At 71.0% G+C, this 24,504-nt stretch carries 25 protein-coding genes; 16 read left to right on the forward strand and 9 right to left on the reverse strand.

Annotated elements, in window-relative coordinates; translation table 11 throughout:
• Nucleotides 1-5 precede the first annotated feature (5 nt).
• From thiL to apaG, 5 genes are all read right to left on the reverse strand, one after another.
• On the reverse strand, nucleotides 6-989 hold the full coding sequence (thiL, locus tag C7H73_RS01515) for a thiamine-phosphate kinase (RefSeq protein ID WP_106845040.1): 984 nt from the start codon (nucleotides 987-989) through the stop codon (nucleotides 6-8).
• A 159-nt stretch (nucleotides 990-1,148) separates the two neighbouring features.
• A complete protein-coding gene (locus C7H73_RS01520) occupies nucleotides 1,149-2,273 on the reverse strand; it encodes a YbdK family carboxylate-amine ligase (protein WP_106845041.1) in 1,125 nt (374 codons plus the stop codon).
• Nucleotides 2,270-3,532, reverse strand: coding sequence for a cation:proton antiporter (locus C7H73_RS01525; protein WP_106845042.1), 1,263 nt, complete (start codon nucleotides 3,530-3,532; stop codon nucleotides 2,270-2,272). Before C7H73_RS01525 ends, C7H73_RS01520 begins: the two co-directional genes overlap by 4 nt.
• 169 nt (nucleotides 3,533-3,701) lie before the next feature.
• Nucleotides 3,702-5,693 carry a site-specific recombinase gene (locus tag C7H73_RS01530; RefSeq protein WP_106845043.1) on the reverse strand — a complete coding sequence of 664 codons (1,992 nt, stop codon included), beginning with the start codon at nucleotides 5,691-5,693 and terminating at the stop codon, nucleotides 3,702-3,704.
• Nucleotides 5,690-6,112, reverse strand: a complete 423-nt coding sequence (gene apaG / locus C7H73_RS01535) for a Co2+/Mg2+ efflux protein ApaG (protein WP_106845044.1) — start codon at nucleotides 6,110-6,112, stop codon at nucleotides 5,690-5,692. Before apaG ends, C7H73_RS01530 begins: the two co-directional genes overlap by 4 nt.
• 79 nt (nucleotides 6,113-6,191) lie before the next feature.
• Between apaG and rpe the strand changes: the two genes are divergently transcribed.
• A complete protein-coding gene (gene rpe, locus C7H73_RS01540; RefSeq protein ID WP_106845045.1) occupies nucleotides 6,192-6,872 on the forward strand; it encodes a ribulose-phosphate 3-epimerase in 681 nt (226 codons plus the stop codon).
• Between the two features lie 22 nt (nucleotides 6,873-6,894).
• Here rpe and C7H73_RS01545 read toward each other — a convergent pair whose 3' ends face one another.
• Complete coding sequence (locus C7H73_RS01545) at nucleotides 6,895-7,281, reverse strand: hypothetical protein (protein ID WP_106845046.1); 387 nt, start codon at nucleotides 7,279-7,281, stop codon at nucleotides 6,895-6,897.
• Nucleotides 7,282-7,474: 193 nt separating this feature from the next.
• Between C7H73_RS01545 and gph the strand changes: the two genes are divergently transcribed.
• Nucleotides 7,475-8,194: a phosphoglycolate phosphatase gene (gene gph / locus C7H73_RS01550; protein ID WP_106845047.1), complete on the forward strand. Its 720-nt coding sequence runs from the start codon at nucleotides 7,475-7,477 to the stop codon at nucleotides 8,192-8,194.
• Nucleotides 8,195-8,320: 126 nt separating this feature from the next.
• On the opposite strand, the gene C7H73_RS01555 is transcribed toward gph, so the two are convergent.
• Entirely contained in the window at nucleotides 8,321-8,923 is a 603-nt protein-coding gene (locus C7H73_RS01555; protein ID WP_106845048.1) for a chalcone isomerase family protein, read from the reverse strand.
• Between the two features lie 374 nt (nucleotides 8,924-9,297).
• Between C7H73_RS01555 and trpE the strand changes: the two genes are divergently transcribed.
• The 8 genes from trpE to C7H73_RS01590 all read left to right on the forward strand — a co-directional run bounded on the left by trpE (nucleotide 9,298) and on the right by C7H73_RS01590 (nucleotide 17,366).
• Nucleotides 9,298-10,797 (forward strand): anthranilate synthase component I, encoded by a 1,500-nt coding sequence (gene trpE, locus C7H73_RS01560; RefSeq protein WP_106845049.1) that lies wholly within the window; start codon nucleotides 9,298-9,300, stop codon nucleotides 10,795-10,797.
• Nucleotides 10,794-11,153 carry a chorismate mutase gene (locus tag C7H73_RS01565; RefSeq protein ID WP_106845050.1) on the forward strand — a complete coding sequence of 120 codons (360 nt, stop codon included), beginning with the start codon at nucleotides 10,794-10,796 and terminating at the stop codon, nucleotides 11,151-11,153. Before trpE ends, C7H73_RS01565 begins: the two co-directional genes overlap by 4 nt.
• Complete coding sequence (locus tag C7H73_RS01570) at nucleotides 11,150-11,725, forward strand: anthranilate synthase component II (RefSeq protein WP_106845051.1); 576 nt, start codon at nucleotides 11,150-11,152, stop codon at nucleotides 11,723-11,725. The genes C7H73_RS01565 and C7H73_RS01570 overlap by 4 nt, the downstream gene beginning before the upstream one ends.
• 95 nt (nucleotides 11,726-11,820) lie before the next feature.
• Nucleotides 11,821-12,870, forward strand: a complete 1,050-nt coding sequence (gene trpD / locus C7H73_RS01575) for an anthranilate phosphoribosyltransferase (RefSeq protein WP_106845052.1) — start codon at nucleotides 11,821-11,823, stop codon at nucleotides 12,868-12,870.
• Nucleotides 12,867-13,022 (forward strand): hypothetical protein, encoded by a 156-nt coding sequence (locus C7H73_RS15625; protein WP_170104800.1) that lies wholly within the window; start codon nucleotides 12,867-12,869, stop codon nucleotides 13,020-13,022. Before trpD ends, C7H73_RS15625 begins: the two co-directional genes overlap by 4 nt.
• Nucleotides 13,023-13,035: 13 nt before the next feature.
• The gene (gene trpC, locus C7H73_RS01580) at nucleotides 13,036-13,836 is read left to right on the forward strand and encodes an indole-3-glycerol phosphate synthase TrpC (protein ID WP_106845053.1); all 801 of its coding nucleotides are present in this window, start codon (nucleotides 13,036-13,038) and stop codon (nucleotides 13,834-13,836) included.
• A gap of 89 nt (nucleotides 13,837-13,925) precedes the next feature.
• Complete coding sequence (locus tag C7H73_RS01585) at nucleotides 13,926-16,613, forward strand: diguanylate cyclase domain-containing protein (RefSeq protein ID WP_106845054.1); 2,688 nt, start codon at nucleotides 13,926-13,928, stop codon at nucleotides 16,611-16,613.
• Nucleotides 16,614-16,652: 39 nt separating this feature from the next.
• On the forward strand, nucleotides 16,653-17,366 hold the full coding sequence (locus tag C7H73_RS01590) for a uracil-DNA glycosylase (RefSeq protein ID WP_106845055.1): 714 nt from the start codon (nucleotides 16,653-16,655) through the stop codon (nucleotides 17,364-17,366).
• Nucleotides 17,367-17,425: 59 nt separating this feature from the next.
• Here C7H73_RS01590 and dprA read toward each other — a convergent pair whose 3' ends face one another.
• Together dprA and C7H73_RS01600 are read right to left on the reverse strand one after the other, a co-directional pair.
• Nucleotides 17,426-18,589 carry a DNA-processing protein DprA gene (gene dprA / locus C7H73_RS01595; RefSeq protein WP_106845056.1) on the reverse strand — a complete coding sequence of 388 codons (1,164 nt, stop codon included), beginning with the start codon at nucleotides 18,587-18,589 and terminating at the stop codon, nucleotides 17,426-17,428.
• 13 nt (nucleotides 18,590-18,602) lie between these two features.
• Nucleotides 18,603-19,799 (reverse strand): LysM peptidoglycan-binding domain-containing protein, encoded by a 1,197-nt coding sequence (locus C7H73_RS01600; RefSeq protein ID WP_106845057.1) that lies wholly within the window; start codon nucleotides 19,797-19,799, stop codon nucleotides 18,603-18,605.
• Between the two features lie 197 nt (nucleotides 19,800-19,996).
• On the opposite strand from C7H73_RS01600, the gene def reads away from it, so the two are divergent.
• The 6 genes from def (at nucleotide 19,997) to C7H73_RS01630 (ending at nucleotide 24,436) form a co-directional block, all read left to right on the forward strand.
• On the forward strand, nucleotides 19,997-20,506 hold the full coding sequence (gene def, locus C7H73_RS01605) for a peptide deformylase (protein WP_106845058.1): 510 nt from the start codon (nucleotides 19,997-19,999) through the stop codon (nucleotides 20,504-20,506).
• Entirely contained in the window at nucleotides 20,503-20,994 is a 492-nt protein-coding gene (locus C7H73_RS01610) for a hypothetical protein (RefSeq protein WP_106845059.1), read from the forward strand. Before def ends, C7H73_RS01610 begins: the two co-directional genes overlap by 4 nt.
• 23 nt (nucleotides 20,995-21,017) lie before the next feature.
• Nucleotides 21,018-22,073: a methionyl-tRNA formyltransferase gene (gene fmt / locus C7H73_RS01615; protein ID WP_106845060.1), complete on the forward strand. Its 1,056-nt coding sequence runs from the start codon at nucleotides 21,018-21,020 to the stop codon at nucleotides 22,071-22,073.
• Between the two features lie 4 nt (nucleotides 22,074-22,077).
• The gene (locus tag C7H73_RS01620; RefSeq protein WP_106845061.1) at nucleotides 22,078-22,824 is read left to right on the forward strand and encodes an AzlC family ABC transporter permease; all 747 of its coding nucleotides are present in this window, start codon (nucleotides 22,078-22,080) and stop codon (nucleotides 22,822-22,824) included.
• Nucleotides 22,821-23,156, forward strand: coding sequence for an AzlD domain-containing protein (locus C7H73_RS01625; protein ID WP_106845062.1), 336 nt, complete (start codon nucleotides 22,821-22,823; stop codon nucleotides 23,154-23,156). Before C7H73_RS01620 ends, C7H73_RS01625 begins: the two co-directional genes overlap by 4 nt.
• A gap of 86 nt (nucleotides 23,157-23,242) precedes the next feature.
• Entirely contained in the window at nucleotides 23,243-24,436 is a 1,194-nt protein-coding gene (locus C7H73_RS01630; RefSeq protein ID WP_106845063.1) for a phosphoglycerate kinase, read from the forward strand.
• Nucleotides 24,437-24,504: the final 68 nt, after the last annotated feature.

Genomic DNA, 24,504 nt, shown 5'->3' on the forward strand with positions numbered 1-24,504 from the left:
GCGCCTCACGCAAAGTGGTCGAACGAGGGAAAGCGCCCCTGCACCGGTTGGCCGGCGCCGTCCACCAGCCGCAGGCCGGGCGCGGCCTCGACGGCGCCGATGCGCGTGACCGATGTGCCGCTGTCCCGGCCCGCCTGGCACACGGCCTCGCGGCGGGCGGGCGGGGCGGTGAAGGCGAGCTCGTAGTCGTCGCCGCCGGCCAGCGCGCAGCGCATCAGCAGATGATGATCAAAACAGCCTCCAGCGCCCGACAGGCAAGCGCTGGCAGCTAGCAAATCAGCAGCAGCATCGACATCGATGCGTGCCCCGGCGCGCGAGGCGGACAGGATGTGGGAGAGGTCGCCCAGCAGGCCGTCGCTGACGTCAATGGCGCTGCTGGCCAGGCCTGCCAGCCGCCGGCCCAGGGCCACGCGCGGCGTGGGGCGCTCCAGCCGCTGGCGCAGGGCGGCCAGCACTTCGGGCGCGGCGTGCAGCTGCCCGCGCAGCGCGTCCAGCGCCAGGCGTGCCTCGCCCGGCGTGCCGCTGACCCAGATGTCGTCGCCCGGCCGCGCGCCGCTGCGCAGCAGCGCCTGGCCGGGGGCCACTTCGCCAAAGACGGTGATGCAGAGGTTGAGCGGCCCCTGGGTGGTGTCGCCGCCCACCAGTGCGCAGCCGTGCTCATCGGCCAGCGCAAGCAGGCCTTCGGCAAAACCCTGCAGCCAGACCTCGTCCACCCGCGGCAGCGCCAGCGCCAGCGTGAAGGCCAGCGGCCGCGCGCCGCAGGCGGCCAGGTCGGACAGGTTCACGGCCAGCGCCTTGTGGCCCAGGTGGGCGGGATAGACGTCGGCAAAGAAGTGCCGGCCCTCCACCAGCATGTCGCTGGAGACGGCCAGCTGCATGCCCGGCGCCGGCTGCAGCAGCGCGCAGTCGTCGCCCACCCCCAGCGCCACGCTCCGCCCCGGCGGCCCCGGCCGCGCGAAGTAGCGCGCAATCAGATCGAATTCACCCATGGGGCCAAATTGTGTGCCAGTCCAGAGGCGGCATGCCCGCTGCACAACCGGCGCCCGCCAAGCCAGCAGCCGCCGTGGATCCGGCGGTGCCGGTCCACCAGCGGCGTCCTCCCTCCGGCGCGCAGCGCGGACAAAGAGGGGGAAGGCGCCGACGGCGACTCAGGGGGGAGTTCCGCGGAACCTCATTGCCGCCTGCCGGATGACCTCGGCCAGCAGCTGCTCGTCCTGCATGCGGCTGCGCAGCCAGCGCGCATCGTTCTGGCCGCCCGAGGCTTCGCCGCGCAGCATGTGCAGCGCGCCCGAGGCGCCCAGGCCGGTGGCGTGGCGGGCGATGTGGTCGATGGTGCGCACGATGTGCTCGCGCAGCGGCATGTGGTCGCCGCTGGCCGGATCGACATAGACCGCGTCCATGCCGAAGCGGCAGGCCTGGAAGCGGTTGTAGGTATAGACCAGGTAGTCGTCCTCGGCGGGCGTGAAGGGCTGCTCGGCCAGGAACCAGGCCGCCAGCGACTGCACGAAGCCGGCCAGCGCCGCGGCGCGCTCGATGGTCAGGGGCGTGTCGAACACGCGGATCTCGATGGTGCCGAACTCGGGCTTGGGGCGGATGTCCCAGTAGAAGTCCTTCATGCTCTTGACGACGCCGGTGCGCGTCATCTTGTCGAAGTACTGCTCGAACTCGCCCCAGGTGAGCACGCACGGCGCGCGGCCCGACAGCGGAAAGGCGAACACCGAATTGAGCCGGGCCGAGTCGAACGCCGTGTCCTGCCCCTGCACGTAGGGGCTGGAGGCCGACAGCGCGATGAAGTGCGGGATGTAGCGGCTCATGCGGTGCAGCATGACCAGGGCCGCATCGGCATCGGGGCAGCCGATGTGCACGTGCTGACCAAAGATGGTGAACTGCTTGGACAGGTAGCCGTACAGCTGCGACAGCTCCTGAAAGCGCGGCTTGTCGTAGATGCGCCGCTCGTGCCACTGCTGGAAGGGGTGCGTGCCGCCGCCGACGATGGCGATATTGAGCTTGTCGGCGCTTTTCACCAGCGCATCGCGGATCTGCGTGAGCTGGCCCAGCACCTCGCTGCTGCTGTGGCAGATGCCGGTGGAGACCTCGATCATGCTGTTGGTCATCTCCGGCACCACGCTGCCGGGCAGCGGGGTCTTGGCCATCAGGCGCAGCATGTCCTCGGCGTAGGGCGCCAGGTCATAGTCGTGGGTGTTGACCAGCTGCAGCTCCAGCTCGACGCCCAGCGTCAGGGGTTCGGAATGGTGAAAGGCTTCCAGGCTCACGAGGGTTCCTTGTCGTAGGGGGCCTTGCGCAGGTCGCGGGCCAGGGCCGAGGGCTTGGAGCTTTCGCCCGCACGCGAGATGGCCAGCGTGGCGATCACCGCGCCCAGCACCTCCATCAGCAAGATGGCCGGCAGCGCGATGCTGGCGATCAGCCCGCCCGTGGAGGGCGCAGCCACCACGAACTGCGAGGCCACCAGCAGCGCGATGGCCGACATGGGCGTCATGGCGCAGCTGACCCACACCGCCTGGCGCCAGCTGGCGCCACTGCCCACGTTGCCCACGCCCACGCCCACGGCCTTGGCCAGCAGACGCACGGCGATCAGCGCCAGCACCACGCCGGCCACCTTCACGCTCCAGTCGGCCTGTGCGGCCACGGTGGACACCAGCACGAACATCAGCATGGTCAGCAGCGACGCGGCCGTGCCCATCTGCCGCGGCCAGGCCCAGGGGCGCGGGTGCAGCTGCTTGAGCAGCATGCCGCCCAGGAGGGCCGCCAGCGGCGCCGAGCCGCCCATGTGCGCGGCAATCGCCGCCGCTGCCGCAATCAGCGCCAGCAGCAAGATGGAGGTGTTCTCGCTGCCCGGGCTCATCACGCGCAGCGCCAGGCGCACCAGCAGCGACAGCAGCGCGCCCATGGCAATCGACACGCCCAGCACCACCAGCACCGGGTAGATGGCGCCGCGCCAGTCGGCGGCCGGGCGGGTCAGCAGCTCGGCCTGGGCACTGCCCAGCACCAGCGCATACAGCGAGGACAGCGTGGCCAGCACGATGGCGCGGTCGGTCACCGGGCCGGCGGCGCGGGTGTCGGCCACCACGCGCGTGAGCACCGTGGGCGAGGCGGCGACGGCCACCAGGGCCAGCGGGCCGGCGGCGCGCTCGGGCACGCCCAGCCACAGCAGCACCCAGTACACCGCGGCGTAGGTGAGCGCGGACTCGGCAATGCTTTGCACCAGCACCATGGGGTTGTGGCGGAACCAGCGCAGCGGGATGCGCCCGCCCGCCTCGAACAGCACCACGGCCACGGCCAGTTCCACCAGGAACAGGCCGATGCCCTGCAGCGGCCAGACCACGCCGGAAAACCCGGCCAGGCCGGCCACGGTGCCCACCAGGGTGTAGCCCACCACCTTGGGCAGGCCGCTGTAGCGCTGCACCAGGTAGCCGGTGACGGCAGCCACCGCCAGCAGCAGCGACCACTGCACCGTCGGCAGGCCGGCCGAGGGGCGCAGCCCCTGGGTCCAGAAGCTCATCAGTTCATTCATGTGTCATTCGTTGGTTCGGTCCGCGCCCACCAGTTGGCGCGGGAAAAAGGGCCGCATGCACCGCGCCCGGAGTGCGCCGGCTCGGAGCCGGGCCGGGGGGTGCTTTTGCTTACCGAATGTATCTGCGCCCCCTGCCATCGCCGTGTAGGACGGCGGGCCAGGCACCTTATCAGACGGCGCTGCGCGAGGGCAGGAAGAAACTCAGCGGCGCGCGCGCCAGGCGCACGCGCAGCGCGCGGTAGATGCGCGAGCGGTCCACGCCGCTGACGTTGTGGGCGCGCAAGGCCACCCGGAACGCCAGGTAGAAACTCACCAGCACGTTCAGCGCCCCGTTGAACGGGATCATGGCCATGGCCCACCAAAACAACGGCTCGTGCACCGCCTGCCAGCCCAGCGAGGCGGCCGCCGCGCCGGCCTGGCCGGCCGACAGCGTCACGTGGCGCACCTCCAGCCCCAGGCCGAAGAAGCCGGCGAACGCCGGCGTGAGTCCCAGCATGAAGCCCAGCGATACGTTGGCCGCAAAGCCCGAGATGTTCTCGCGCAGATAGTGCGCCCAGCGCGCGGCGCGGCTGCGGCCCAGCGCGCGGGTGATGCGCGGGTTGTACTGGATGGCCGAGTCGAGACGGCGCAGCACGAACCAGTTTTCCACCCAGCCGGCAAAGATGCTGGAGGCAAACAGCAGCACGCCAGTGAAGGCGGCAAACAGCAGCGAAGGCCCCAGCAGGTGCAGCGACTCCAGCACCCGGCGGGCATAGGCCTCGTCCAGTGCCGGCTCGTCCTTGAGCCAGCCGATGCCCAGCGCCAGGGCCAGCGCCACGGGAAAGACCAGCAGCACGTTGCCCAGCACCGCCGCCACCTGCGAGCGCACCAGGTGCGTGACCTTGTCCACGAAGGCCTCGACGCTGGCGTCGTCATCCAGGTCGTTGAGCTTGGCGGCCATGGCCGGTGCCGTCATGGCCGGCTGCTTGGTGGCCACGGTGAAGTGCAGCAGCTGGATCAGCACGAAGCTGGCCGCGTAGTTGATGCCGGCCAGAAAGCCGCCCCAGAACACCGGCAGCGCCAGCGTGTACAGGCCCAGCTTGATGAACGTCGTGAAGGCCATGACGGCGCCGCCGCCCGCAGCCTTGCGCACCATGGCCAGGTATTCGCCGGGCGTGCGGGTGATGTAGTGCTCGCCGGTCTCGGCGCTGCGCTCGGCCACCTTGGCCGCCAGCAGCGACGAGCTGGAGGCCAGCAGCGCGCGCACGCTGCGCCGCTCGCGCCCCACGGCGGCCAGGTGCGCCAGCAGCCGCACGGCCGAGGCGGCCGGGCGCGGCGTGAGCAGGCATTCCAGCAGATCACGCACGCGCAGGATGCGCTCGCGCAGCTGGCGCAGCCGGAACACCAGGCCTACCGAGATGCCGTTGTCCTCGAAGTGCGCATACACCGAGGCGGCCGCGGCGCGGCAGGCGTCCAGGCGCCCGCGCAAGCGCTGCACGGCCTCGTCGCGCCGCTCGAACGTGCGCAGCGGGTGCAGCACCTCCACGCGCAGGCTCTCCACATCGCGGATCAGCGCATGAAACGGCTGGGCCTCACGCGTCTCCTCAGTCATGCGCAGGCGCAGCTCGGGCGCAAAGCCGGTGGACAGGATCTGGCCGGCGCAGTAGGTCATGGCGTCCAGCAGGGCCAGCTGCCAGGCGTTGGCGCCGCTTGCGCCACTCTCCATGCTGTCCGGGGCGATGACGGCGCGCAGGCGGGCCAGCACGTTCTCGTCGATGGCTGCCAGCCAGCGCACGTCGAACTCGCCCGGCAGGGCCAGCATGAACAGCTCGGAGGCATCCAGCGTATCGGGGCTGGCGGGCAGCAGCTTGTAGCGCAGCCGCTCCATCAGCTCGCTGCCCATGGAGGTGCGCTGGGCGAAGCCGAAATCGGCCAGCAGCGTGGTGATGTCCAGCGCCTGGGTGAGGGCGCTCCACCAGGCCGACAGGCGCGCGGCCACCTCGGGCGAGCGCTCGGCCGCCTCCACCAGCAGCGCCAGGCGGCCGGTGGCAGCCTCCACGGACCGCGCATCGCCGCGGATCCAGTCCAGCAAGGCGATGAGCTGCAGGTGCCGTTGGGCCACGCCGGCGCCGGCATCCAGCGTGGCCAGCAGCTCGGCCAGCGCGGGCGCGGCCTGCCTCAATGCAGCACCCGGCCCTGGGGAGGAAGATCGCTGCCGCCAGCGCCGGCGCCGCCCGGGGGCGCGGCCTCCAGCACGAACAGCGGCACGGGGCATTCAAAGCGCTCGCCATCCTCGGCCACGCAAAAGTAGCTGCCGTGCATGGTGCCGCTGGCGGTGCGCAGACGGCAGCCGCTGGTGTACTGAAAGGATTCGCCCGGGCGCAGCAGCGGCTGCTGGCCGACCACACCCAGGCCCTTGACCTCTTCCACGTGGCCACCCGCGTCCGTGATGACCCAGTGCCGCGCGATCAGCTGTGCGGCGGCGCTGCCCGTGTTGGTCACGGTGATGGTGTAGGCGAAGCTGTGGACGCCGCGCTCAGGCGCCGACTGCCCGGGCAGGTACTCGGGCTGCACCTCGGCCTTGAACTGGTAGGTGGACATCGCGCGATGGTAACGGCAGGCCCGGGCGTCAATGCCCGTCCCCCGGCCGTGGCAGGGCCATGCTGCGACAATTTCGGCCATGAGCCGCACCTACCGCATCGCCCCCTCCATTCTCTCGGCCGACTTCGCCCGCCTGGGCGAGGAAGTGCGCGGCGTGATCGCCGCCGGCGCCGACTGGATCCACTTCGACGTGATGGACAACCATTACGTGCCCAACCTGACCTTCGGCCCCATGGTCTGCCAGGCGCTCAAGCCCCATGCCGTCACGCCGGACGGCGTGGCCGTGCCCATCGACGTGCACCTGATGGTGCAGCCCGTGGACGAGCTGGCCAGCGCTTTTGCCAAGGCCGGCGCCGACTACATCAGCTTCCACCCCGACGCGTCGGCGCACGTGCACCGCAGTATTCAGAACATCCGGGCGCACGGCTGCAAGGCAGGTCTCACCTTCAACCCGGCCATGCCGCTGGACGTGCTGGACTGGGTGATCGAGGACATCGACCTGATTTTGCTGATGAGCGTCAACCCCGGTTTTGGCGGGCAGAGCTTCATCGACAGCACGCTGCGCAAGACCGAGGAAGCGCGCCGGCGCATCGAGGCCAGCGGCAAGGACATCCGGCTGGAAGTGGACGGCGGCATCAAAGCCGCCAACATCCGCCGCGTGGCCGATGCCGGCGCCGACACCTTCGTGGCCGGCAGCGCCATCTTCGGCCAGCCGGACTACCAGGCCGTCATTGCGGCGATGCGCGCCGAGCTGGCCTGAGTGACAGAAAGAGCCGCCTGCCTCAGCGGCTGGCCGGCACCTGCGTGGTGGCCTCGCGCAGCAGCCCGCCCCCCTCGACCGAGCCGGAAGCCGCGCTGTTGCGCAGGCGTGCCTGGCAGGCGGACTTGTCGTCCTGCGTCTTGAACACCTCGCAACGGGCCATGGCGTTTTGCTGATAGCTGCTGTCGCCAGGGCTGGTCAGCTGGCCGCTGCGAGCCGCCTGGGCGGCGGCGCCAGCCTCTTGCAGGCAAGGTGCGCGGCTGGCCTGCGGCACATGGGCGCAGCTGGCGCGTTCTTGCTGATAGTGGCTGCGCGCCTCGTTGTTGGTGTGGCCGGCGGCCTGGGCAGCGGCGCCGCACAGCAGCAAGGCAGCAGAACAGGCGAGGGTGGTGAAACGGGGCAGTGCCATGGTGCTTACTCCTGGGGATGGATGACGACAAAGGAAGGGAACGGCCGGCGTTGCCCGCAGGCTGCCGGTACCGGCTTGCCGCCCAAGCGTATGCCCCGGGCAGGCGGCGCTCATGTCCGCACCCTGCGCCGCAGCCTGTCGGACACCGCCCACCACGCGGCCCCCGTACCCCCACAGAAAAAGGACACTTTCCATGCACACCCTGCCCCCCGCCCTGCCCGCCACGCTGCTGAAGGACCTGGACGCCGTCCTGGTGGACCTGGACGGCACGCTGGTGGACACGCTGGGCGACTTTGCCGAGGCGCTGAACCGCATGCTGGCCGACCTGCAGCTGCCCGCCATCGACCCGCAGGCCATAGAGCAGCGGGTGGGCAAGGGCTCGGAGCACCTGCTGCGTTCAGTGCTCGATCACGTGCTGAGCCTTGCTGGACAAGCGCCGGCAGCTATCGATATTGAAGCGCTCTACCCCCGCGCCTGGGAGCGCTACCAGCACCACTACCTGGCCATCAACGGCCAGTACGCCCGCGTCTATCCCGGCGCGGCCGAAGGATTGGCGGCCCTGCGCGCGGCCCGCCTGCGCATGGCCTGCCTGACCAACAAGCCCACGGCGTTCGCGCTGCCGCTGCTCAAGGCCAAGGCACTGGACGGCTACTTCGAGCAGGTGTTCGGCGGCGACGCCTTCGAGCGCAAGAAGCCGGACCCCCTGCCCCTGCTCAAAGCCTGCGCAGCCCTGGGCAGCACGCCGGCGCGCACGCTGATGCTGGGCGACTCCAGCAACGACGCGCAGGCCGCGCGCGCGGCCGGCTGCCCGGTGGTGCTGGTCAGCTATGGCTACAACCATGGCCGGCCGGTGCGAGAGGTGGATGCCGACGGCTATGTGGACGCGTTGAGCGAGCTGGCGCCTGCGGCCTGAGAAGCCAGCCGCGCACCTGCGTTGAGGTCGCACACAAAAGAGCCGCTCCCCTGCCAGCGCAGTCAGCGCCGGCAGGGGAGCGGCTGCGCGGCGCATGCCGGCATGCAGGCCGCTTGCGCAGTGCAGTCAGCTCTTGCCCAGCAGCGCGTCCTTGAGCTTCCAGTCGGCCGGCTGGTGGCCCAGCCAGATGCCCAGCAGGGCGTCGAAGAACGCGGGCTCCTTGAACGGCTCGCCCTGGGGCTGGCCCTTGACGGACACCAGCGTGCCCGTGCCCGGCAGCCAGTCGATGGTGAAGACGTCGCCGGCCTTGAGCATCTTGTGCTCGGAGAAGATCTGGCTCATGCGCAGCACGCCGGGCACCAGCTTGGAGAACGCGGCCTTGTCCATGTTGTCTTCCACGCCGCGTGAAAACAGCCGGCCCAGCTCGGTGGAGTCAATGTCGCGCAGCATGGTCACCGTCAGGCGCTTGGGGCCCTTTTGCGCATGCACCTCGGCGGGCGTGGCGGCTTTTTTCTCCAGGTACAGCCCGGCGGCATAGACCTTGAACACGGCCTTGTAGCGCACGCCGGCGCCGTTGAGCACCAGAGTGCGTCCCTGCACCTGGGCCGTGGGCTCGAAGGGGACGTCGCCCACCACCACCGATTCGGCGGCCTGCAGCGGCCAGGCCGCCAGAAGGGAAAGGGCCAGCGCGCTACCGGCGAGGGCGTGGCGTCGAGTGAAGGAACGCATGCATCAACTCCAAAATAGAACGGTCGTGCTAATTACCAATTGTTTCTTGGATGTGCCCCAGGAGCAATAGGGTTTTCGCGCGGATCGGTCCCTCTGCCCCGGCGCCGCCGGGCCGCTTTGCTACACTTTGCCGCCATGTTCATTCATCGCACGTTCATTGCGGGTCGCAGCGACCGGGGAGCCTGGCCCTGGCGCAAGCCTGCATCCATGAACCTGTGAGCCATGCACCTGGGCGCGTCCCGGCGTGCGCCCGAGGCACCGCTGCCCTTCGCCGGCAGCCCGGCTGCCAGACCGAATGAATCCGCGGCGCCTGCTTTTTCCTCCCTCCGCCATCACTTGCATGGCGCGCGCCGCACCCGCTGGGAACCATTCCTGTGATCACTGAACTGGAATTCAAAAGCCTGGCCCACCAGGGCTACAACCGCATCCCGCTGATCGCCGAGGCGTTCGCCGACCTGGAAACCCCACTGTCGCTGTACCTGAAGCTGGCCCATGCCAAGGGCGACGGCAGCAACAGCTTCCTGCTCGAATCCGTGGTCGGCGGCGAGCGTTTCGGGCGCTACAGCTTCATCGGCCTGCCGGCGCGCACGCTCTTGCGCGCCAGCGGCTTCGGCGACCAGGCGCGCACCGAGGTAGTGACCGACGGCCAGGTGACCGAGAAGCACGCCGGCAACCCGCTGGACTTCGTCAGCGAGTACCAACAGCGCTTCAAGGTGGCGCTGCGCCCGGGCCTGCCGCGCTTTTGCGGCGGCCTGGCCGGCTACTTCGGCTACGACGCGGTGCGCTACATCGAGAAGAAGCTGCAGGCCAGCTGCCCGCCGGACACGCTGGGCTGCCCCGACATCCTGCTGCTGCAGTGCGAGGAGCTGGCCGTCATCGACAACCTGTCGGGCAAGCTGTACCTCATCGTCTATGCCGACCCGGGCCAGCCCGAGGCATTTGCGCGCGGCAAGAAGCGCCTGCGCGAGCTGAAGGACCAGCTCAAGTACTCGGTCAGCGCGCCGCAGGTGCGCGCCAGCGAGAGCCACCCGGTGCAGCGCAGCTTCGCCAAGCAGGATTACCTGGCCGCCGTGCTGCGCGCCAAGGAGCTGATTGCCGCCGGCGACTTCATGCAGGTGCAGGTGGGCCAGCGCATGCACAAGCGCTACACCGAGAGCCCCTTGAGCCTGTACCGCGCGCTGCGCTCGCTCAACCCCTCGCCCTACATGTACTACTACCACTTCGGCGACTTCCAGGTGGTGGGCGCCAGCCCCGAGATCCTGGTGCGCCAGGAGGCGGTGGAGGGCGGGCAGAAGGTCACCATCCGGCCGCTGGCCGGCACGCGCGCGCGCGGCGCCACGCCTGAGCAGGATCGCGCCATCGAGCAGGAACTGGTGGCCGACCCGAAGGAGCGCGCCGAGCATGTGATGCTGATCGACCTGGCGCGCAACGACATCGGCCGCATCGCCAAGACCGGCACCGTGAAGGTGACCGAGGCCTTCGCCGTGGAGCGCTACAGCCACGTGATGCACATCGTCAGCAACGTGGAGGGCATCCTCCAGGACGGCATGAGCAGCATGGACGTGCTGCGCGCCACCTTCCCCGCCGGCACGCTGACCGGCGCGCCCAAGGTGCACGCCATGGAGCTGATCGACCAGCTGGAGCCCGTCAAGCGCGGCCTCTACGGCGGCGCCTGCGGGTATCTCAGCTTTGCCGGCGACATGGACGTGGCGATCGCCATCCGCACGGCCATCGTCAAGGACGGCACCTTGTACGTGCAGGCCGCCGCCGGCGTGGTGGCCGACTCGGTGCCGGAGCTGGAATGGAAGGAAACCGAGCACAAGGCGCGGGCGCTGCTGCGCGCCGCCGAGCTGGTGGAAGAAGGACTGGAATGACGACGACGAACCGCGCAATCGACAAGACCCACACCTGCGCCAGCATGGCCGAGGTGCGCGCGCGCATCGACGCGCTGGACGACATCCTGGTGCCGCTGCTGGTCGAGCGCGGCGGCTATATGACGCAGGCCGCCACGCTGAAGGCCCGCGCCGACCAGGTGCGCGACGAGGGCCGCATCGAGCAGATCGTGCGCCGCGTGCGCGAGCGCGCCCGCGAGGAAGGCGGCGAGCCCGAAGTGATCGAGGCCATCTACCGCGCCATGATGGAAGCCTACATCGCCTACGAGCACCGCGAGTTCGCCCGCCTGCGCGCCGCGCCAGGCCAGCAGCAGCCGCACGAGGAGACTGCCCCATGACCCGCGTGCTGATGGTGGACAACTACGACAGCTTCACCTGGAACATCGTGCAGTACTTCGCCGAGCTGGGCGCCCAGGTGCAGGTGTTTCGCAACGACGAGATCGATCTGGCCGGCATCCAGGCCCAGGCGCCCGATCGCCTGGTCATCTCGCCCGGCCCCTGCTCGCCGGCCGAGGCCGGCATCTCGGTGGCGGCCATCCGGCACTTCGCCGGCCGCCTGCCCATCCTGGGCGTGTGCCTGGGCCACCAGGCGATCGGCGCGGCCTTTGGCGGCACCGTCGTGCGCGCCCAGGAGCTGATGCACGGCAAGACCAGCACCATCACCACCACGCAGCAGGGCGTGTTCGCCGGGCTGCCCGCGCAGTTCACCGTGAACCGCTACCACTCGCTGGCGATCGAGCGCGCGAGCTGCCCCGAGGTGCTGGAAGTGACGGCCTGGACGGAGGACGGCGAGATCATGGGCGTGCGCCACCGGCAGCTGGCCATCGAGGGCGTGCAGTTCCACCCCGAGAGCATCCTGACCGAGCACGGCCACGCCATGCTGCGCAACTTCCTGGCGCAAAAATCATAGCTGCCGCCGCTTGACTGGTGCGACTTTCGAGGCAAAAAACACCTGAAAGCCGCGCCAGCCAAGCGCCAGCAGCTATCTAATTCGGAGCGACCTGCATGACCCCCATCACCCCTCAGGAAGCGCTGCAGCGCACCATCGAGCACCGCGAGATCTTCCATGACGAGATGCTGCACCTGATGCGGCTGATCATGGGCGGCGAGCTCTCGCCCGTCATGGGCGCGGCCATCCTCACCGGCCTGCGCGTGAAGAAGGAGACGATCGGCGAGATCACCGCCGCCGCCCAGGTCATGCGCGAGTTCGCGCGCAAGGTGCATGTGGCAGACACCACGCACCTGGTGGACATCGTGGGCACGGGCGGTGACGGCGCGGGCACCTTCAACATCTCCACCTGCGCCACCTTCGTGATCGCCGCCGCGGGCGCGCGCGTCAGCAAGCACGGCGGGCGCAGCGTGTCGTCCAAGTCGGGCAGCGCCGACGTGATGGAGGCGCTGGGCGTGAACATCATGCTGCAGCCCGAGCAGGTGGCCGCGTGCATCGGCGAGGTGGGCATCGGCTTCATGTTCGCGCCCAACCACCACCCGGCCATGAAGAACGTGGCGCCCGTGCGCCGCGAACTGGGCGTGCGCACGCTGTTCAACATCCTGGGCCCGCTCACCAACCCGGCCGGCGCGCCCAACATGCTGATGGGCGTGTTCCACGAAGACCTGGTCGGCATCCAGGTGCGCGCGCTGCAGCGCCTGGGCGCCGAGCACGCGCTGGTCGTCTATGGCCGCGACGGGCTGGACGAGATCAGCCTGGGGGCCGGCACGCTGGTGGGCGAGCTGAAGGACGGCGTGGTGCGCGAGTACGAGATCCACCCCGAGGACTTCGGCCTGCGCATGGCCGGCACGCGCGCGCTGCGCGTGGACAACCCGGCCGAATCCAGGGCCATGCTGATGGGCGTGCTGCAGGGCGAGGGCGGCTGCGCGCGCGACATCGTCTGCCTGAACGCCGGCGCCGCGCTGTACGCAGCGGGCGTGGTGCCCGGCATCGCCGAAGGCCTGGCGCGCGCCCAGGCCGCCATCGACAGCGGCGCCGCCCTGGTCAAGCTGCGCGAGCTGGCGGCTTTCACCCAGGCGCTGGCCGGGCCGGCCGCCGCGGCATGAGCCTGCTGGACGCCCCCATCTGGCGCGACGCCGGCACCTGGATCGTGCTGGGCGTGTCACTGCTGACCATCGTGGTGGCCGTTGTCATGCACCAGCTCATCCGCCGCGTGCTGCGCGCGCCCGCCCCCACCGAACCCGACAAGAACGACTGACAAGGAAACCGCCATGTCCGACATCCTGCAAAAGATCTGCGAAACCAAGCGCGAGGAAGTGGCCGCCGCGCAAAGGCGCATGCCCTTGGCCGACATGCGCCGCGACGCCGAAAGCCGCGTGCTCACGCGCGACTTCGAAGGGGCGCTGCGCGCAAAGATCGCCGCCGGCCAGGCGGCGGTGATTGCCGAAGCCAAGCGCGCCAGCCCCAGCAAGGGCGTGATCCGCGAGGACTTCATTCCCGCCGACATCGCCCAGAGCTACGCCGAGGGCAACGGCCGCGTGAGCGCCGCCTGCCTGTCGGTGCTGACCGACCGCCAGTACTTCCAGGGCCAGGTGGACCACCTCAAGCAGGCCCGCGCCAGCTGCCCGCTGCCGGCGCTGCGCAAGGATTTCATGGTGGACCCCTACCAGATTTACGAGTCGCGCGCGGTGGGGGCCGACTGCGTCCTGCTCATCGCCGCCTGCCTTGAAGATGGCCTGATGGCCGAGATGGAGGCCATCGCCCGCAGCCTGGACATGGCCGTGCTGGTGGAGGTGCACGACGGCCGCGAGCTCGAGCGTGCCCTGCGGCTGAAGACGCCCCTCATCGGCATCAACAACCGCGACCTGCGCAGCTTCGAAGTGCGCCTGGAGACCACCCTGGAGCTGCGCAGCGAGGTGCCGCCTGACCGCCTGCTGGTGACCGAGTCGGGCATCAGCACCCCGGCCGACGTGCAGCGCCTGCGCGACGCCGGCGTGCATGCCTTCCTGGTGGGCGAAGCCTTCATGCGCGAAAGCGAGCCGGGCCTGGCCCTGGCGCGGCTGTTCGGCTGAACAGCGCCGCGCGGGCAGGGCATTTGCGGCTGCGGCGCCGGTCGGCCGTTCCTACAATGGATTGACGCCCGCCCGCTTGCCGACCGCCCTTGCCCCATTCCCTGCGCCCCCTCCTGTCCCGCGCCCGCACCGCCTGGTGGTGGCTGGCCGGGGTGTGGCTGGCCCTCGGGGCCTTGCTGGCCGGCTTTCTCTCCTGGGACCGGGAAGAGGTCGCGACACGCGAGCGCGAGCACCTGGCGCAGCAGGTCGCCATCATCCACGACAACCTGGCACGCCAGCTCACGTCCATCAATGCCGTGCTCGCGCGCCTGGCCGACGAGCCCGTGCCCGCGCCCTCCGACCCCGTAGCGCATCAGTATCTCAACGCCCGGCTGCGCGCCTTTGGCGAGGCGCTGTCGGGCGTGCGCACGCTCAGCGTGCTGGCGGCGGACGGCACGGTGGTGGCCTCCGACCGGCCCGAGCTCATCGGCAAGAACTTCGCCTACCGGCCGTACTTCCAGGCGACCCGGGACGCCACCGACCCTGACACGCTGATCGTCGGCGCTCCCTTTCGCGCCGTGCTGGACGGCGGCTGGTACCTGATGCTGGGGCGCGCCGTGCGCGGCCCGGACGGGCGCTTTGCCGGCGCCGTCATGGCCACGCTGGACCCGGCCCCGTTCCTGACGCTGCTGGAGTCGGTGCGCTACGCGCCGGACATGGTCACCGGCCTGGCCCACGGCGACGGCGTGCGCTTTCTGATGGCCTCGGAGCTGCCCCAGGCACCAGGCGCCGACCTGGCGCAGCCGGGCACGCTGTTTTCGCGCCACCGGGACAGCGGCGCCAGCACCAGCGTGCTGCGCGGCAGCCTGCAGCCGGGCGACGACGCGCCCCAGGTGCTGGGCGCGCTGCGCACCATCCAGCCGCCCGAGCTGCGCATGGACAAGCCCTTCATCGCCGGCGCCGTGCGCGAGTGGAGCGCCGTGCTGGAGGGCTGGCGCACCGGCGCCCGCTGGCTGATCGGCGCCTACCTGCTGCTGGGCGCCGCGGCCGCGGCGGCGCTGCGCCTGTACCAGCGCCAGCGCTTCATCCTGCACCAGCACGCCCTGGCCCTGGCCGAGCAGGAGGCACAGCTGCAGGCGCGCTGGCGCGCCGCCATGCAGGCCACCACCCTGGGCATCTGGGAGTGGCACGGCGAGGGCACGCCCACGCGCTTTTCGCCGGCCTGGAAGGAGATGCTCGGCTACGACGAGGGCGAGGTCGCCGACGAAGACCACGGCTGGCAGGATCGGCTGCACCCCGATGAGCGCGAGCAGGTGCTGGCGCTGCTGGCGCGCCACCTGCGCGGCGAGACCCAGCTGTACGAGGCCATGCACCGGCTGCGCCGCAAGGACGGCAGCTGGCGCTGGGTGCAGGCGCGCGGGCGCGTGCTGGCGCGCGACGCCCAGGGCCGGGTGACGCATTTCGTGGGCGCCTTTGGCGACCCGTCCGAGCAGGGCGAGGACCGCCTGCGCCTGGACCGCCTGGCCGCGCAGGTGCCGGGCACGCTCTACCAGTACCAGCTGGAGCCCGACGGCAGCAGCCACTTTCCCTATGCCAGCGCCGGCGTGCAGGACATCTACGGCTTTTCCCCTGACGAGCTGCGCGCCAACGGCACGCTGGCCTTCGAGCGCATCCACCCGCAGGACGCGGCCCAGGTGAGCCAGAGCATCGACGCGTCGGCCCGCACGCTGCAGCCCTGGCACGATGAGTACCGGGTGGTGCTGCCCGGGCGCGGCGAGCGCTGGCTCAGCGGCTATGCCCGTCCGCAGCGCCTGGCCAGCGGGGCGCTGCTGTGGCATGGCTACCTGCGCGATGTGACCGATGCCAAGCAGCAGGCGCTGCAGCTGCAAGAGACCGAGCGGCTGCTCAAGCACCTGATGAACGAGATGCCCGTGGGCCTGTGCATGGTGGACGAGCAGGGGCGCATCTACTTTCGCAACCGGCGCTTTCTCGACTACTTCGGCTACACCGAAGAGCAGGCGCCCACCATGCGCGAGTGGTGGCGCTGCGCCTACCCCGATGCGCAGTACCGCACCCAGGTGGCGCTCACCTGGTCGCAGGCGCGGGCGCAGGCGCGCGCCGGCGGCGACATCCCCGTGCACGAATACCGCACCACCGCCGCCGACGGCGTGGAGCGCACCATGGCCATCGGCGGGCTGGTCTTTGGCAGCCACTTCCTGGCCACCTTCGTGGACCGCACCGAGCAGCAGGTGCAAAGCGAGCTGCTGCGCAAGCTGGCCTACATGGACAGCCTCACGGGCGTGGCCAACCGGCGCCACTTCGACCAGACGCTGCAGACCGAGTGGCGCCGCTGCCAGCGCAGCCGCCAGCCGCTGGCGCTGATCATGGTGGACATCGACCACTTCAAGCAGTTCAACGACCTGTACGGCCACCAGGCCGGCGACGACTGCATGCGCGCCGTGGCCGGCGCGCTGCGCGCGGCGCTGGCCCGCCCGTATGACCTGGTGGCCCGCTACGGCGGCGAGGAATTCGTCTGCCTGCTGCCCGAGTGCGACCTGGCCGGCGCCCGGGCCAAGGGCCAGGCGCTGTGCGAGGCCGTGCGGGCGCTGGCCATCACCCACGGCGGCTCGGCCGTGGCCGGCGTGGTCACCATCAGCGCCGGCGTGGCCAGCCAGGTGCCTGGCGAGGACGGCACGCCCGAGGCCCTGCTGGCGCACGCCGACACCCACCTGTACCGCGCCAAGGCTGCCGGCCGCAACCGGGTGGATGCCGGCGCGCCGCCACTATCAAACCCATAGCTGCTTGCGCTTGCTGCACAAGCGCCGAAGGCCGATTTCATGTCCAACCCCCATGCCCCCACCCAGCTGCAGAGCGCCGACCCGGCCGACTGGCCCGTGGCGTCCGGCTGGCAGCCGCTGGTCGAAGACTTCTTTGCCGGCGAGCGCGGCCGACAGCTCCTGGCCTTCCTGCGCCAGCGGCTGCAGGCGGACGCGGTGATCTTTCCGCCCCAGCCGCTCAGGGCCCTGCAGCTGACGCCGCCCGAGGACGTGCGCGTGGTCATCCTGGGCCAGGACCCCTACCACGGCCGCGGCCAGGGCGAGGGGCTGGCGTTTTCGGTGCAGCCGGGCGTGCGCATCCCGCCCTCGCTGCGCAACATCTTCAAGGAGATGCAGCGCGACCTGGGCGTTGCACCGCCGCCCTTTCCCGACCCCGGCGGCAGCCTGCGCAAGTGGGCCGACAACGGCGTGCTGCTGCTCAACACCACCCTCACGGTGGAAGAAGGCCAGGCCGCCAGCCACGCCGGCAAGGGGTGGGAGGTGCTGACCGATGCCGTCATCCGCCACGTGGCCAGCGGCGCCCGCCCAGTGGTGTTCATGCTCTGGGGCAGCCATGCCCAAACCAAGCGCGCGCTGATCCCCGCGGACCGCGGGCACCTGGTGCTGGTGGCCAACCACCCCTCGCCGCTGTCGGCCGAACGCCCGCCGCTGCCCTTCATCGGCTGCGGCCACTTCGGCCAGGCGCGGGCCTTTCGGCAGCAGCACGGGTACTAAGGCAAAAACGGCTGCGGCGCCCGCCAGTCAAGCGCTGGCAGCTCTTTTTTTTGTAGCAGTCAGGCACGGCCCAGACGCTGAAACAAGGCGCCGGGCAGGCGCGCCAGGGCACCCTGCAGCTCCAGCTCCAACAGCCGCGCCTGCAGCGTGGCAGCGGGCAGGCCGGTGCGGGCCACCAGCGCATCCAGCCCCAGCGGGTCAAAGCCCAGCGCCTGCAGCACCTCGTCGCCGTCATCGCCCTCGCCGCCGCCTTCAGCCGCGGGCGCCGCAGCGGGCGGTGCGGGCGGCGAGCCGGGCAGCTGCAGCTCCTCCAGCACGTCCTGCGCCGACTCCACCAGCTTGGCGCCCTGGCGGATCAGCGCGTGGCAGCCGCGCGACTGCGGCGCGTGGATGGAGCCCGGAATGGCGAACACCTCGCGCCCCTGCTCGGCCGCCAGGCGCGCGGTGATGAGCGAGCCGGACGCCAGCGCCGCCTCCACTACCAGCGTGCCCTGCGACAGGCCCGAGATGATGCGGTTGCGCCGCGGGAAGTTGGCCGGCAGCGGCGGCGTGCCCAGCGGGTATTCGCTGACCAGCACGCCGTGCTGCGCGATGCGGTGGGCCAGCGCCCGGTGGGCGGCCGGATAGACCCGGTCCAGCCCGGTGCCGACCACGGCGATGGTGGCGGGCCAGGAGGCGTCCTCATCCACATCGGCCAGCGCGCCTTCGTGCGCCGCCGCGTCCACGCCCCGCGCCAGGCCGGAGACGATGCACAGCCCCACCGCGTGCAGCGCCCGGGCGAACTGGTGCGCGTGCTCGGCGCCCTGGGCCGTGGGGTTGCGGCTGCCCACCACGGCCAGGCTGCGCGCCGGCGCGAACGGCGTGGCGCCGCCCACGAAGCGCGCCGCCCCCATCAGGTACAGCAGCGGCGGCGGGTCTTCGGTGGCCAGCAGGGCGCTCGGATAGCAGGTATCGGCCAGGGTCAGAAGGGCACGGGCGCTGCCGTCCATGCCGCCGCCCTGCAGCCAGTCCCAGGTGCGCTGCACCAGCGCGTCCAGCCCTTGCGGGCCGGCGGCCAGGGCGCGCGCCGGGGCCGGGCCGATGCACTCGCGCCAGGCGGCCTCGCTGTGCGCCAGCACCTGCTGGGGCAGGCCGAAGGCGGCCAGCAGGCACCGCACGCTGGCGCCGCCCACGCCGGGCGCGGCCGTCAGGCGCAGCCAGGCGGTGAGCTCATCGCGGTCCATGGCCGCGCCGGGCTTATTCGGGGTTGACCAGGCGGTCGCCCACCACCACCGGCTGCTGGGCAGTCAGCAGCAGGGCGTAGGAGACGCGCTCGAAGGTGCGAAACACCATGGCCACGCCGTTGGACTCGCTGGGCAGGCGCACCTGGGTGCGCTCGCCGTCGGTCTTGTCCACCAGGCGCCGGCCCTGCGACAGCACCTGCAGCACGTGGCCGGTCTGCATGCCGTCGTCGCTGCCGCGGTTGATGGCGATCACGGTGTTCTGGCCGGCGTAGCGCACGGCGGCGCCGCCGTAGATGGAAACCACGGCCGCGTCCACATCGAACTGCGGCGCGCGCGGCACGTAGTTGGCAAAGCCCCGGGCCGGGGTGCGCAGCAGGCGGTCGCCGATGCGCACCTCTTCCTTGGTGCGGCTCAGGTCCACGGTGGCGGGCACGACGTCGGCGACCACGCCGCCCTTGCCATCCGGCGACTCCTGCACCGACTCGCCGCGCACCAGAGCGGCCTGGCCGACGTACTGGGCCTCGTAGCCCAGCACCTCCTGCGTGACCGGGTCCTTGAGCGGGACGGCGTTGCGGAATACGCGGAACTGGCGCGGCGCGCCGGGCTCGAGCTCCACCGGGCTGCCCTGCGGGCCGCGCACGTAGGCACGGTCGCCGGCCGACAGGATGACGCGCTCGTCGCGCGCGGCCACAATGCGCGGCGCCTGCGACAGGGTCAGCTCATCGACCACCAGGGGCTCGGCCAGGAAGGGCTCGATCAGGTGTGCCTTGAGCGTGGGCAGGGCGGCGCCGGCCAGGCTCTCGGCACGCGTGCGCGGGGACACGCGCACCGTCTCGGTGGCGCCGCCGCGGCTGGTGCGCAGGCGGGCGAAGCCGTCCACCTTCTCCAGGTACAGCGTCTGGCCGGGAAAGATCAGGTGCGGGTTGGCGATGCTCTGCAGGTTCATGCCCCACAGCTCGGGCCAGCGCCAGGGGCGCTGCAGGTACATGCCGGAGATGGCCCACAGCGTGTCGCCGCGCTTGACGACGTATTCATCGGGCGCGCTGGGCGCCAGCTCGTGCAGCGGCACGCCACGCGCGGCCACCTGCTGGGCGGTGGCGCGCTGTTCGCCGGTGATGGGGTGGTTTTGTGCCTGAGCCGCCGGCGCCAGGGCCGCGGCGGCCAGCGCCAGGGCGAGCGCCGCCTTCAGATGGTTGTGCTTGTGCTGCATTGGAAAGACTCCCCCTCGCTGGCCGTGTGTGCAGTGATTGATTGTTCTACGCTACGCAAAAAAGCAGCCTCGGCCGATGCGTTGCAAACCCCGGCCGATTCTGGGCTCAAGCCCTTGATTGGGCAACGATTATTGCGGCGCCGCCCGGCAAAGGCCGGGGAAAGTGGCGAAAATAGCGACATCTTCTGCGCGCTGCCATGGCTCTTCTTCCCATTCTCTGCTTCCCCGATCCCCGTCTGCACAAGGTTGCCCAGCCCGTGGCGGCCGTGGACGACCGCGTTCGCGCCATCGTGGCCGACATGTTCGAGACCATGTACGACGCCAAGGGCATTGGCCTGGCGGCCACGCAGGTGGACGTGCACGAGCGCATCGTGGTGGTCGATGTCTCCGAGGAGCGCAACGAGCCGCTGGTGCTGATCAACCCCGAGCTCGTCTGGGCCAGCGCCGAGACGCGCGTGGGCGAGGAGGGCTGCCTGTCCGTGCCGGGCATCTATGACGGCGTGGAGCGCTCGCTGGCGGTGCACGTGCGCGCGCAGGACGCGGACGGCAACAGCCGCGTGATCGAGGCCGAAGACCTGCTGGCCGTGTGCATGCAGCACGAGATGGACCACCTCATGGGCAAGGTGTTCGTCGAATACCTCTCGCCGCTCAAGCGCGGGCGCATCAAGACCAAGCTGCTCAAGCAGCAAAAGGCGGCGCACGCATGAGGCGCCTGGCGCTGCCCGCCTTGCTGGCGCTGGCAGCGCTGGCCGCCGGTTGCACCATGCCCGAACGCCTCGCCCTCGGTACGCCGCGCGCGCAGGTGCTGGCCAAGCTGGGCACCCCGACCCTGACCGCGGCGCTGCCGGATGCCGGCGAGCGCCTGCTCTACAGCCGCCAGCCCGCCGGCCAGCAGGTTTATCACGTGGACCTGGACGCGCAGCGGCGCGTGGCGCGCGTGGAGCAGGTGCTGACGCTGGAGCAGTTCCAGGCGCTGCGCCTGGGCCAGGACACGCGCGAGGAGGTGCGCCTGCGCTTCGGCCCGCCGGCGCTGGTCGAGCGCGTGGCGCGCTTTGACGGCGACATCTGGACCTACCGCATCCTCGAGCTGGGCGAGCCCCGGCAGGCCCATGTCCACATCGACCCGGCCGGGGTGGTGCGCCAGGTGCTGTTCACCGACGAACGCCGGGGCGAGCCCGACAGCCGCGCCGATTGACTCCCCCTCCCAGGCCTCCTCCGATGAAAGTGATCTTCGCCGGCACGCCGGAATTCGCCCGCGTGGCGCTGGCCGCGCTGCTGGACGCCGGCTTCAAGGTGCCGCTGGTGCTGACCCAGCCCGACCGCCCGGCCGGCCGCGGCATGAAGCTGCAGGCCTCGCCCGTCAAGCAGCTGGCGCAGGAGCGCGGCATCGCCGTGGCCCAGCCGCGCAGCCTGCGCCTGGACGGCAAATACCCCGAGGACGCCGCCAGCGCACAGGCCGCCATCGCTGCGGCCCAGGCCGACGCCATGGTGGTCGCCGCCTACGGGCTGATCCTGCCGCAATGGGTGCTGGACGCCATGAGCGCAGCACGGCTGCCCGAAGGCGCTAACGCCTCCTTGGGGGGCAGCGAACCACGCGCAGCAGCGGGGAGCGTGGGGGCCCCGGCGCTAGGGTGCCTGAACATCCACGCCAGCCTGCTGCCGCGCTGGCGCGGCGCCGCACCCATCCACCGCGCCATCGAGGCCGGCGACGCCGAGACCGGCGTGACCATCATGCAGATGGACGCCGGCCTGGACACCGGCGCCATGCTGCTGCGCGGCGCGCTGCCCATTGCCGCGCACGATACCACCGCCACGCTGCACGACCGCCTGGCAGCGCTGGGCGGGCAGCTCATCGTGCAGGCGCTGCAGCAGGCGCAGCAGGGCTCGCTGCACAGCGAAGCCCAGCCCGCCGAGGGCGTGACCTATGCCCACAAGATCGACAAGGCCGAGGCCGCCATCGACTGGCGCCAGCCGGCCGCCGCCATTGAGCGGCGCGTGCGCGCCTTCGACCCCTTCCCCGGCGCAGCCACCACGCTGGCGGGCGAGGCCATCAAGATCTGGCGCTGCGAGATTGATAGCTTCTCGCGCTTATCCAGTGCGGCTTCGGGGCAGATTTTGTATGTAAGCAACCAGGGCGTCGGCGTGGCCTGCGGCGAGGGCACGACGCTGCGCCTGACCGAGCTGCAGCGCGCCGGCGGCCGGCGCCTGTCGGCGCGCGAGTTCGTGCGCGGCTTTGCGCTGGCGCCGGGCCTGGTGCTGGGCGAGCCCGCATGAGGCCATGAGCCGCGAAGCGCTGCGCCGCTGGCTGGCGGACCCGTGGTTCCGCCTGGGCGCGCGCGACATGCTGGCCACCTGCCTGGGAATAGCCGCCTGGGGCCTGGTGACCGGCGTGGCCATGGTCAAGATCGGCATGCCGCCGGCGCTGGCCGTGTTCATGTCGCTCGTCGTCTATGCCGGCAGCGCCCAGCTGGCCGTGCTGCCGCTGATGGCCGCCGGCGCCCCGCTGTGGGTGGTGTGGCTGACGGCCACCTGCGTGAACCTGCGCTTCGTCATCTTCAGCAGCATGTGGCGCAGCTACTTCGCCCACCTGCCGCGACGCCAGCGCCTGTGGCTGGGCTACTTCAGCGGCGACGTGATCTTCGTGAGCTTCATGAAGCGCTTTGCCCGGCCCGAGCCGCAGCCCGGGCAGGTGCCCTACTTCTGGGGCGCGGCCAGCGCCAACTGGCTGGCCTGGCAGGTGCCGTCCATCGCCGGCATCGTGCTGGCCAACGCCATCCCGCTGTCCTGGGGCCTGGGGTTTGCCGGCGTACTGGCGCTGCTGGGCATCTTGCTGTCCATGCTGGGCGACCGCGCCAGCTGGCTGGCCACGCTGGTGGCCTGCACGGCGGCGATTGCCGCCTTTGCCCTGCCGCTCAAGCTGAACATCCTGGTGGCGATCGCCGCCGCCGTGGCCGCCGGCCTGGCCGCCGAGGCGGCCGAGCGCGCCCTGCGCCGCGCCCGCCAGCGCAGCGGGGAGGGCGCATGAACGGCTCGTGGCTGCTGCCCATCCTGGCGATTGCGGGCCTGGCCGTCATCACGGTCATCACGCGCGCCTTCTTCATGATCCCCGAGCGCGAGCTGCCCATGCCCGACTGGCTGCGCCGGGGCCTGAAATATGCGCCGCTGGCGGCCCTGGCCGGCGTGATCGCGCCCGAGGTGCTGATGAGCGACGGCCAGCTCATCGCCACGCTGGCCGACGCACGGCTGCCCGCCGTGCTGGCCGCGGGGGCCTACTATTTTTGGAAGCGCAGCATCCTGGGCACCATCGTGCTGGGCATGGCGGTGTACCTGCCGCTGCACATCGGCCTGGGCTGGTAGGGCGAGCGAGCGGGCGGCGGGGCGGGCGGCGTTTCCTACAATCGCCGGCCAGATTTCCCAACCCTTCCCTTTCCTTGCCGCCAGCCATGCACATCCTCCGTTTCTCCGACCTTTGCGACCAGGGCCAGGCCCGGGGCAAGCGCGTGTTCATCCGCGCCGATCTGAACGTGCCGCAGGACGACGCCGGGCGCATCACCGAGGACACGCGCATCCGCGCCTCCGTGCCCTGCATCCGCATGGCGCTGGACGCGGGCGCGGCGGTGATGGTCACCAGCCACCTGGGCCGTCCGACCGAGGGCGAATTCAAGCCCGAGGACTCGCTGGCGCCCGTGGCGGCGCGCCTGTCCGAGCTGCTGGGCCGCGAGGTGCCGCTGCTGGCCGACTGGGTGGACGGCGTGGACGTGCGGCCCGGCAAGGTGGTGCTGCTGGAGAACTGCCGCGTGAACCGGGGCGAGAAGAAGAACGACCCCGCCCTGGCGCAGAAGATGGCGCGCCTGTGCGACATCTACGTGAACGACGCCTTCGGCACCGCCCACCGCGCCGAGGGCACGACCTACGGCATCGCCGAATACGCCCCGATCGCCTGTGCCGGCCCGCTGCTGGCCGCCGAGATCGACGCTCTGACGCGGGCGCTGGCCAGCCCGAAGCGCCCGCTGGTGGCCATCGTCGCCGGCTCCAAGGTCAGCACCAAGCTGACCATCCTGCAAAGCCTGGCCGAGAAGGTGGACGGGCTGATCGTGGGCGGCGGCATCGCCAATACCTTCATGCTGGCCGCCGGCCTGCCCATCGGCAAGAGCCTGGCCGAGGCCGACCTGGTGGGCCAGGCGCGCGCCGTGATCGACGCCATGGCCGCCCGCGGCGCGGCCGTGCCCATCCCCACCGACGTGGTGGTGGCCAAGGCCTTTGCCGCCGACGCGCCCGCCACCGTCAAGCGCGCCGCCGACGTGGCGGGCGACGACCTGATCCTGGACATCGGCCCCGAGACGGCCCAGACCCTGGCCGCGCAGCTGAAAGCCGCCGGCACCATCGTCTGGAACGGGCCGGTGGGTGTGTTCGAGTTCGATCAGTTCGCTGGCGGCACGCGCGCCATCGCCCAGGCCATCGCCGCGTCGGATGCCTTCAGCATCGCCGGCGGCGGCGACACGCTGGCGGCAATCGCCAAGTTCGGCATCGAAGAGCGCGTGGGCTACATCTCCACCGGCGGCGGCGCTTTCCTGGAAGTGCTGGAGGGCAAGGAGCTGCCGGCCTTCGAGATCTTGCAAAAGCGCGCCGCCGGCTGACGCACCGGCCTTGCCGGCAAAACAACACCGCGGCGCGCCGGCAGGGCCGAAAACGCGCGCCGCGCTTG

Origin of the sequence: Pulveribacter suum (assembly GCF_003013695.1) — a bacterium.
In the GTDB taxonomy this organism is placed as follows: domain Bacteria; phylum Pseudomonadota; class Gammaproteobacteria; order Burkholderiales; family Burkholderiaceae_C; genus Melaminivora; species Melaminivora suum.

Bases quoted from the DNA above. Each gene is read 5' to 3' on its own strand.
- thiL (WP_106845040.1), bottom strand. From the start codon at position 989: ATGGGTGAATTCGATCTGATTGCGCGCTACTTCGCGCGGCCGGGGCCG.
- C7H73_RS01525 (WP_106845042.1), bottom strand. From the start codon at position 3,532: ATGAATGAACTGATGAGCTTCTGGACCCAGGGGCTGCGCCCCTCGGCC.
- apaG (WP_106845044.1), bottom strand. From the start codon at position 6,112: ATGTCCACCTACCAGTTCAAGGCCGAGGTGCAGCCCGAGTACCTGCCC.
- rpe (WP_106845045.1), top strand. From the start codon at position 6,192: ATGAGCCGCACCTACCGCATCGCCCCCTCCATTCTCTCGGCCGACTTC.
- C7H73_RS01545 (WP_106845046.1), bottom strand. From the start codon at position 7,281: ATGGCACTGCCCCGTTTCACCACCCTCGCCTGTTCTGCTGCCTTGCTG.
- gph (WP_106845047.1), top strand. From the start codon at position 7,475: ATGCACACCCTGCCCCCCGCCCTGCCCGCCACGCTGCTGAAGGACCTG.
- C7H73_RS01555 (WP_106845048.1), bottom strand. From the start codon at position 8,923: ATGCGTTCCTTCACTCGACGCCACGCCCTCGCCGGTAGCGCGCTGGCC.
- C7H73_RS01565 (WP_106845050.1), top strand. From the start codon at position 10,794: ATGACGACGACGAACCGCGCAATCGACAAGACCCACACCTGCGCCAGC.
- C7H73_RS01570 (WP_106845051.1), top strand. From the start codon at position 11,150: ATGACCCGCGTGCTGATGGTGGACAACTACGACAGCTTCACCTGGAAC.
- trpD (WP_106845052.1), top strand. From the start codon at position 11,821: ATGACCCCCATCACCCCTCAGGAAGCGCTGCAGCGCACCATCGAGCAC.
- C7H73_RS15625 (WP_170104800.1), top strand. From the start codon at position 12,867: ATGAGCCTGCTGGACGCCCCCATCTGGCGCGACGCCGGCACCTGGATC.
- trpC (WP_106845053.1), top strand. From the start codon at position 13,036: ATGTCCGACATCCTGCAAAAGATCTGCGAAACCAAGCGCGAGGAAGTG.
- C7H73_RS01590 (WP_106845055.1), top strand. From the start codon at position 16,653: ATGTCCAACCCCCATGCCCCCACCCAGCTGCAGAGCGCCGACCCGGCC.
- dprA (WP_106845056.1), bottom strand. From the start codon at position 18,589: ATGGACCGCGATGAGCTCACCGCCTGGCTGCGCCTGACGGCCGCGCCC.
- C7H73_RS01600 (WP_106845057.1), bottom strand. From the start codon at position 19,799: ATGCAGCACAAGCACAACCATCTGAAGGCGGCGCTCGCCCTGGCGCTG.
- def (WP_106845058.1), top strand. From the start codon at position 19,997: ATGGCTCTTCTTCCCATTCTCTGCTTCCCCGATCCCCGTCTGCACAAG.
- C7H73_RS01610 (WP_106845059.1), top strand. From the start codon at position 20,503: ATGAGGCGCCTGGCGCTGCCCGCCTTGCTGGCGCTGGCAGCGCTGGCC.
- fmt (WP_106845060.1), top strand. From the start codon at position 21,018: ATGAAAGTGATCTTCGCCGGCACGCCGGAATTCGCCCGCGTGGCGCTG.
- C7H73_RS01620 (WP_106845061.1), top strand. From the start codon at position 22,078: ATGAGCCGCGAAGCGCTGCGCCGCTGGCTGGCGGACCCGTGGTTCCGC.
- C7H73_RS01625 (WP_106845062.1), top strand. From the start codon at position 22,821: ATGAACGGCTCGTGGCTGCTGCCCATCCTGGCGATTGCGGGCCTGGCC.
- C7H73_RS01630 (WP_106845063.1), top strand. From the start codon at position 23,243: ATGCACATCCTCCGTTTCTCCGACCTTTGCGACCAGGGCCAGGCCCGG.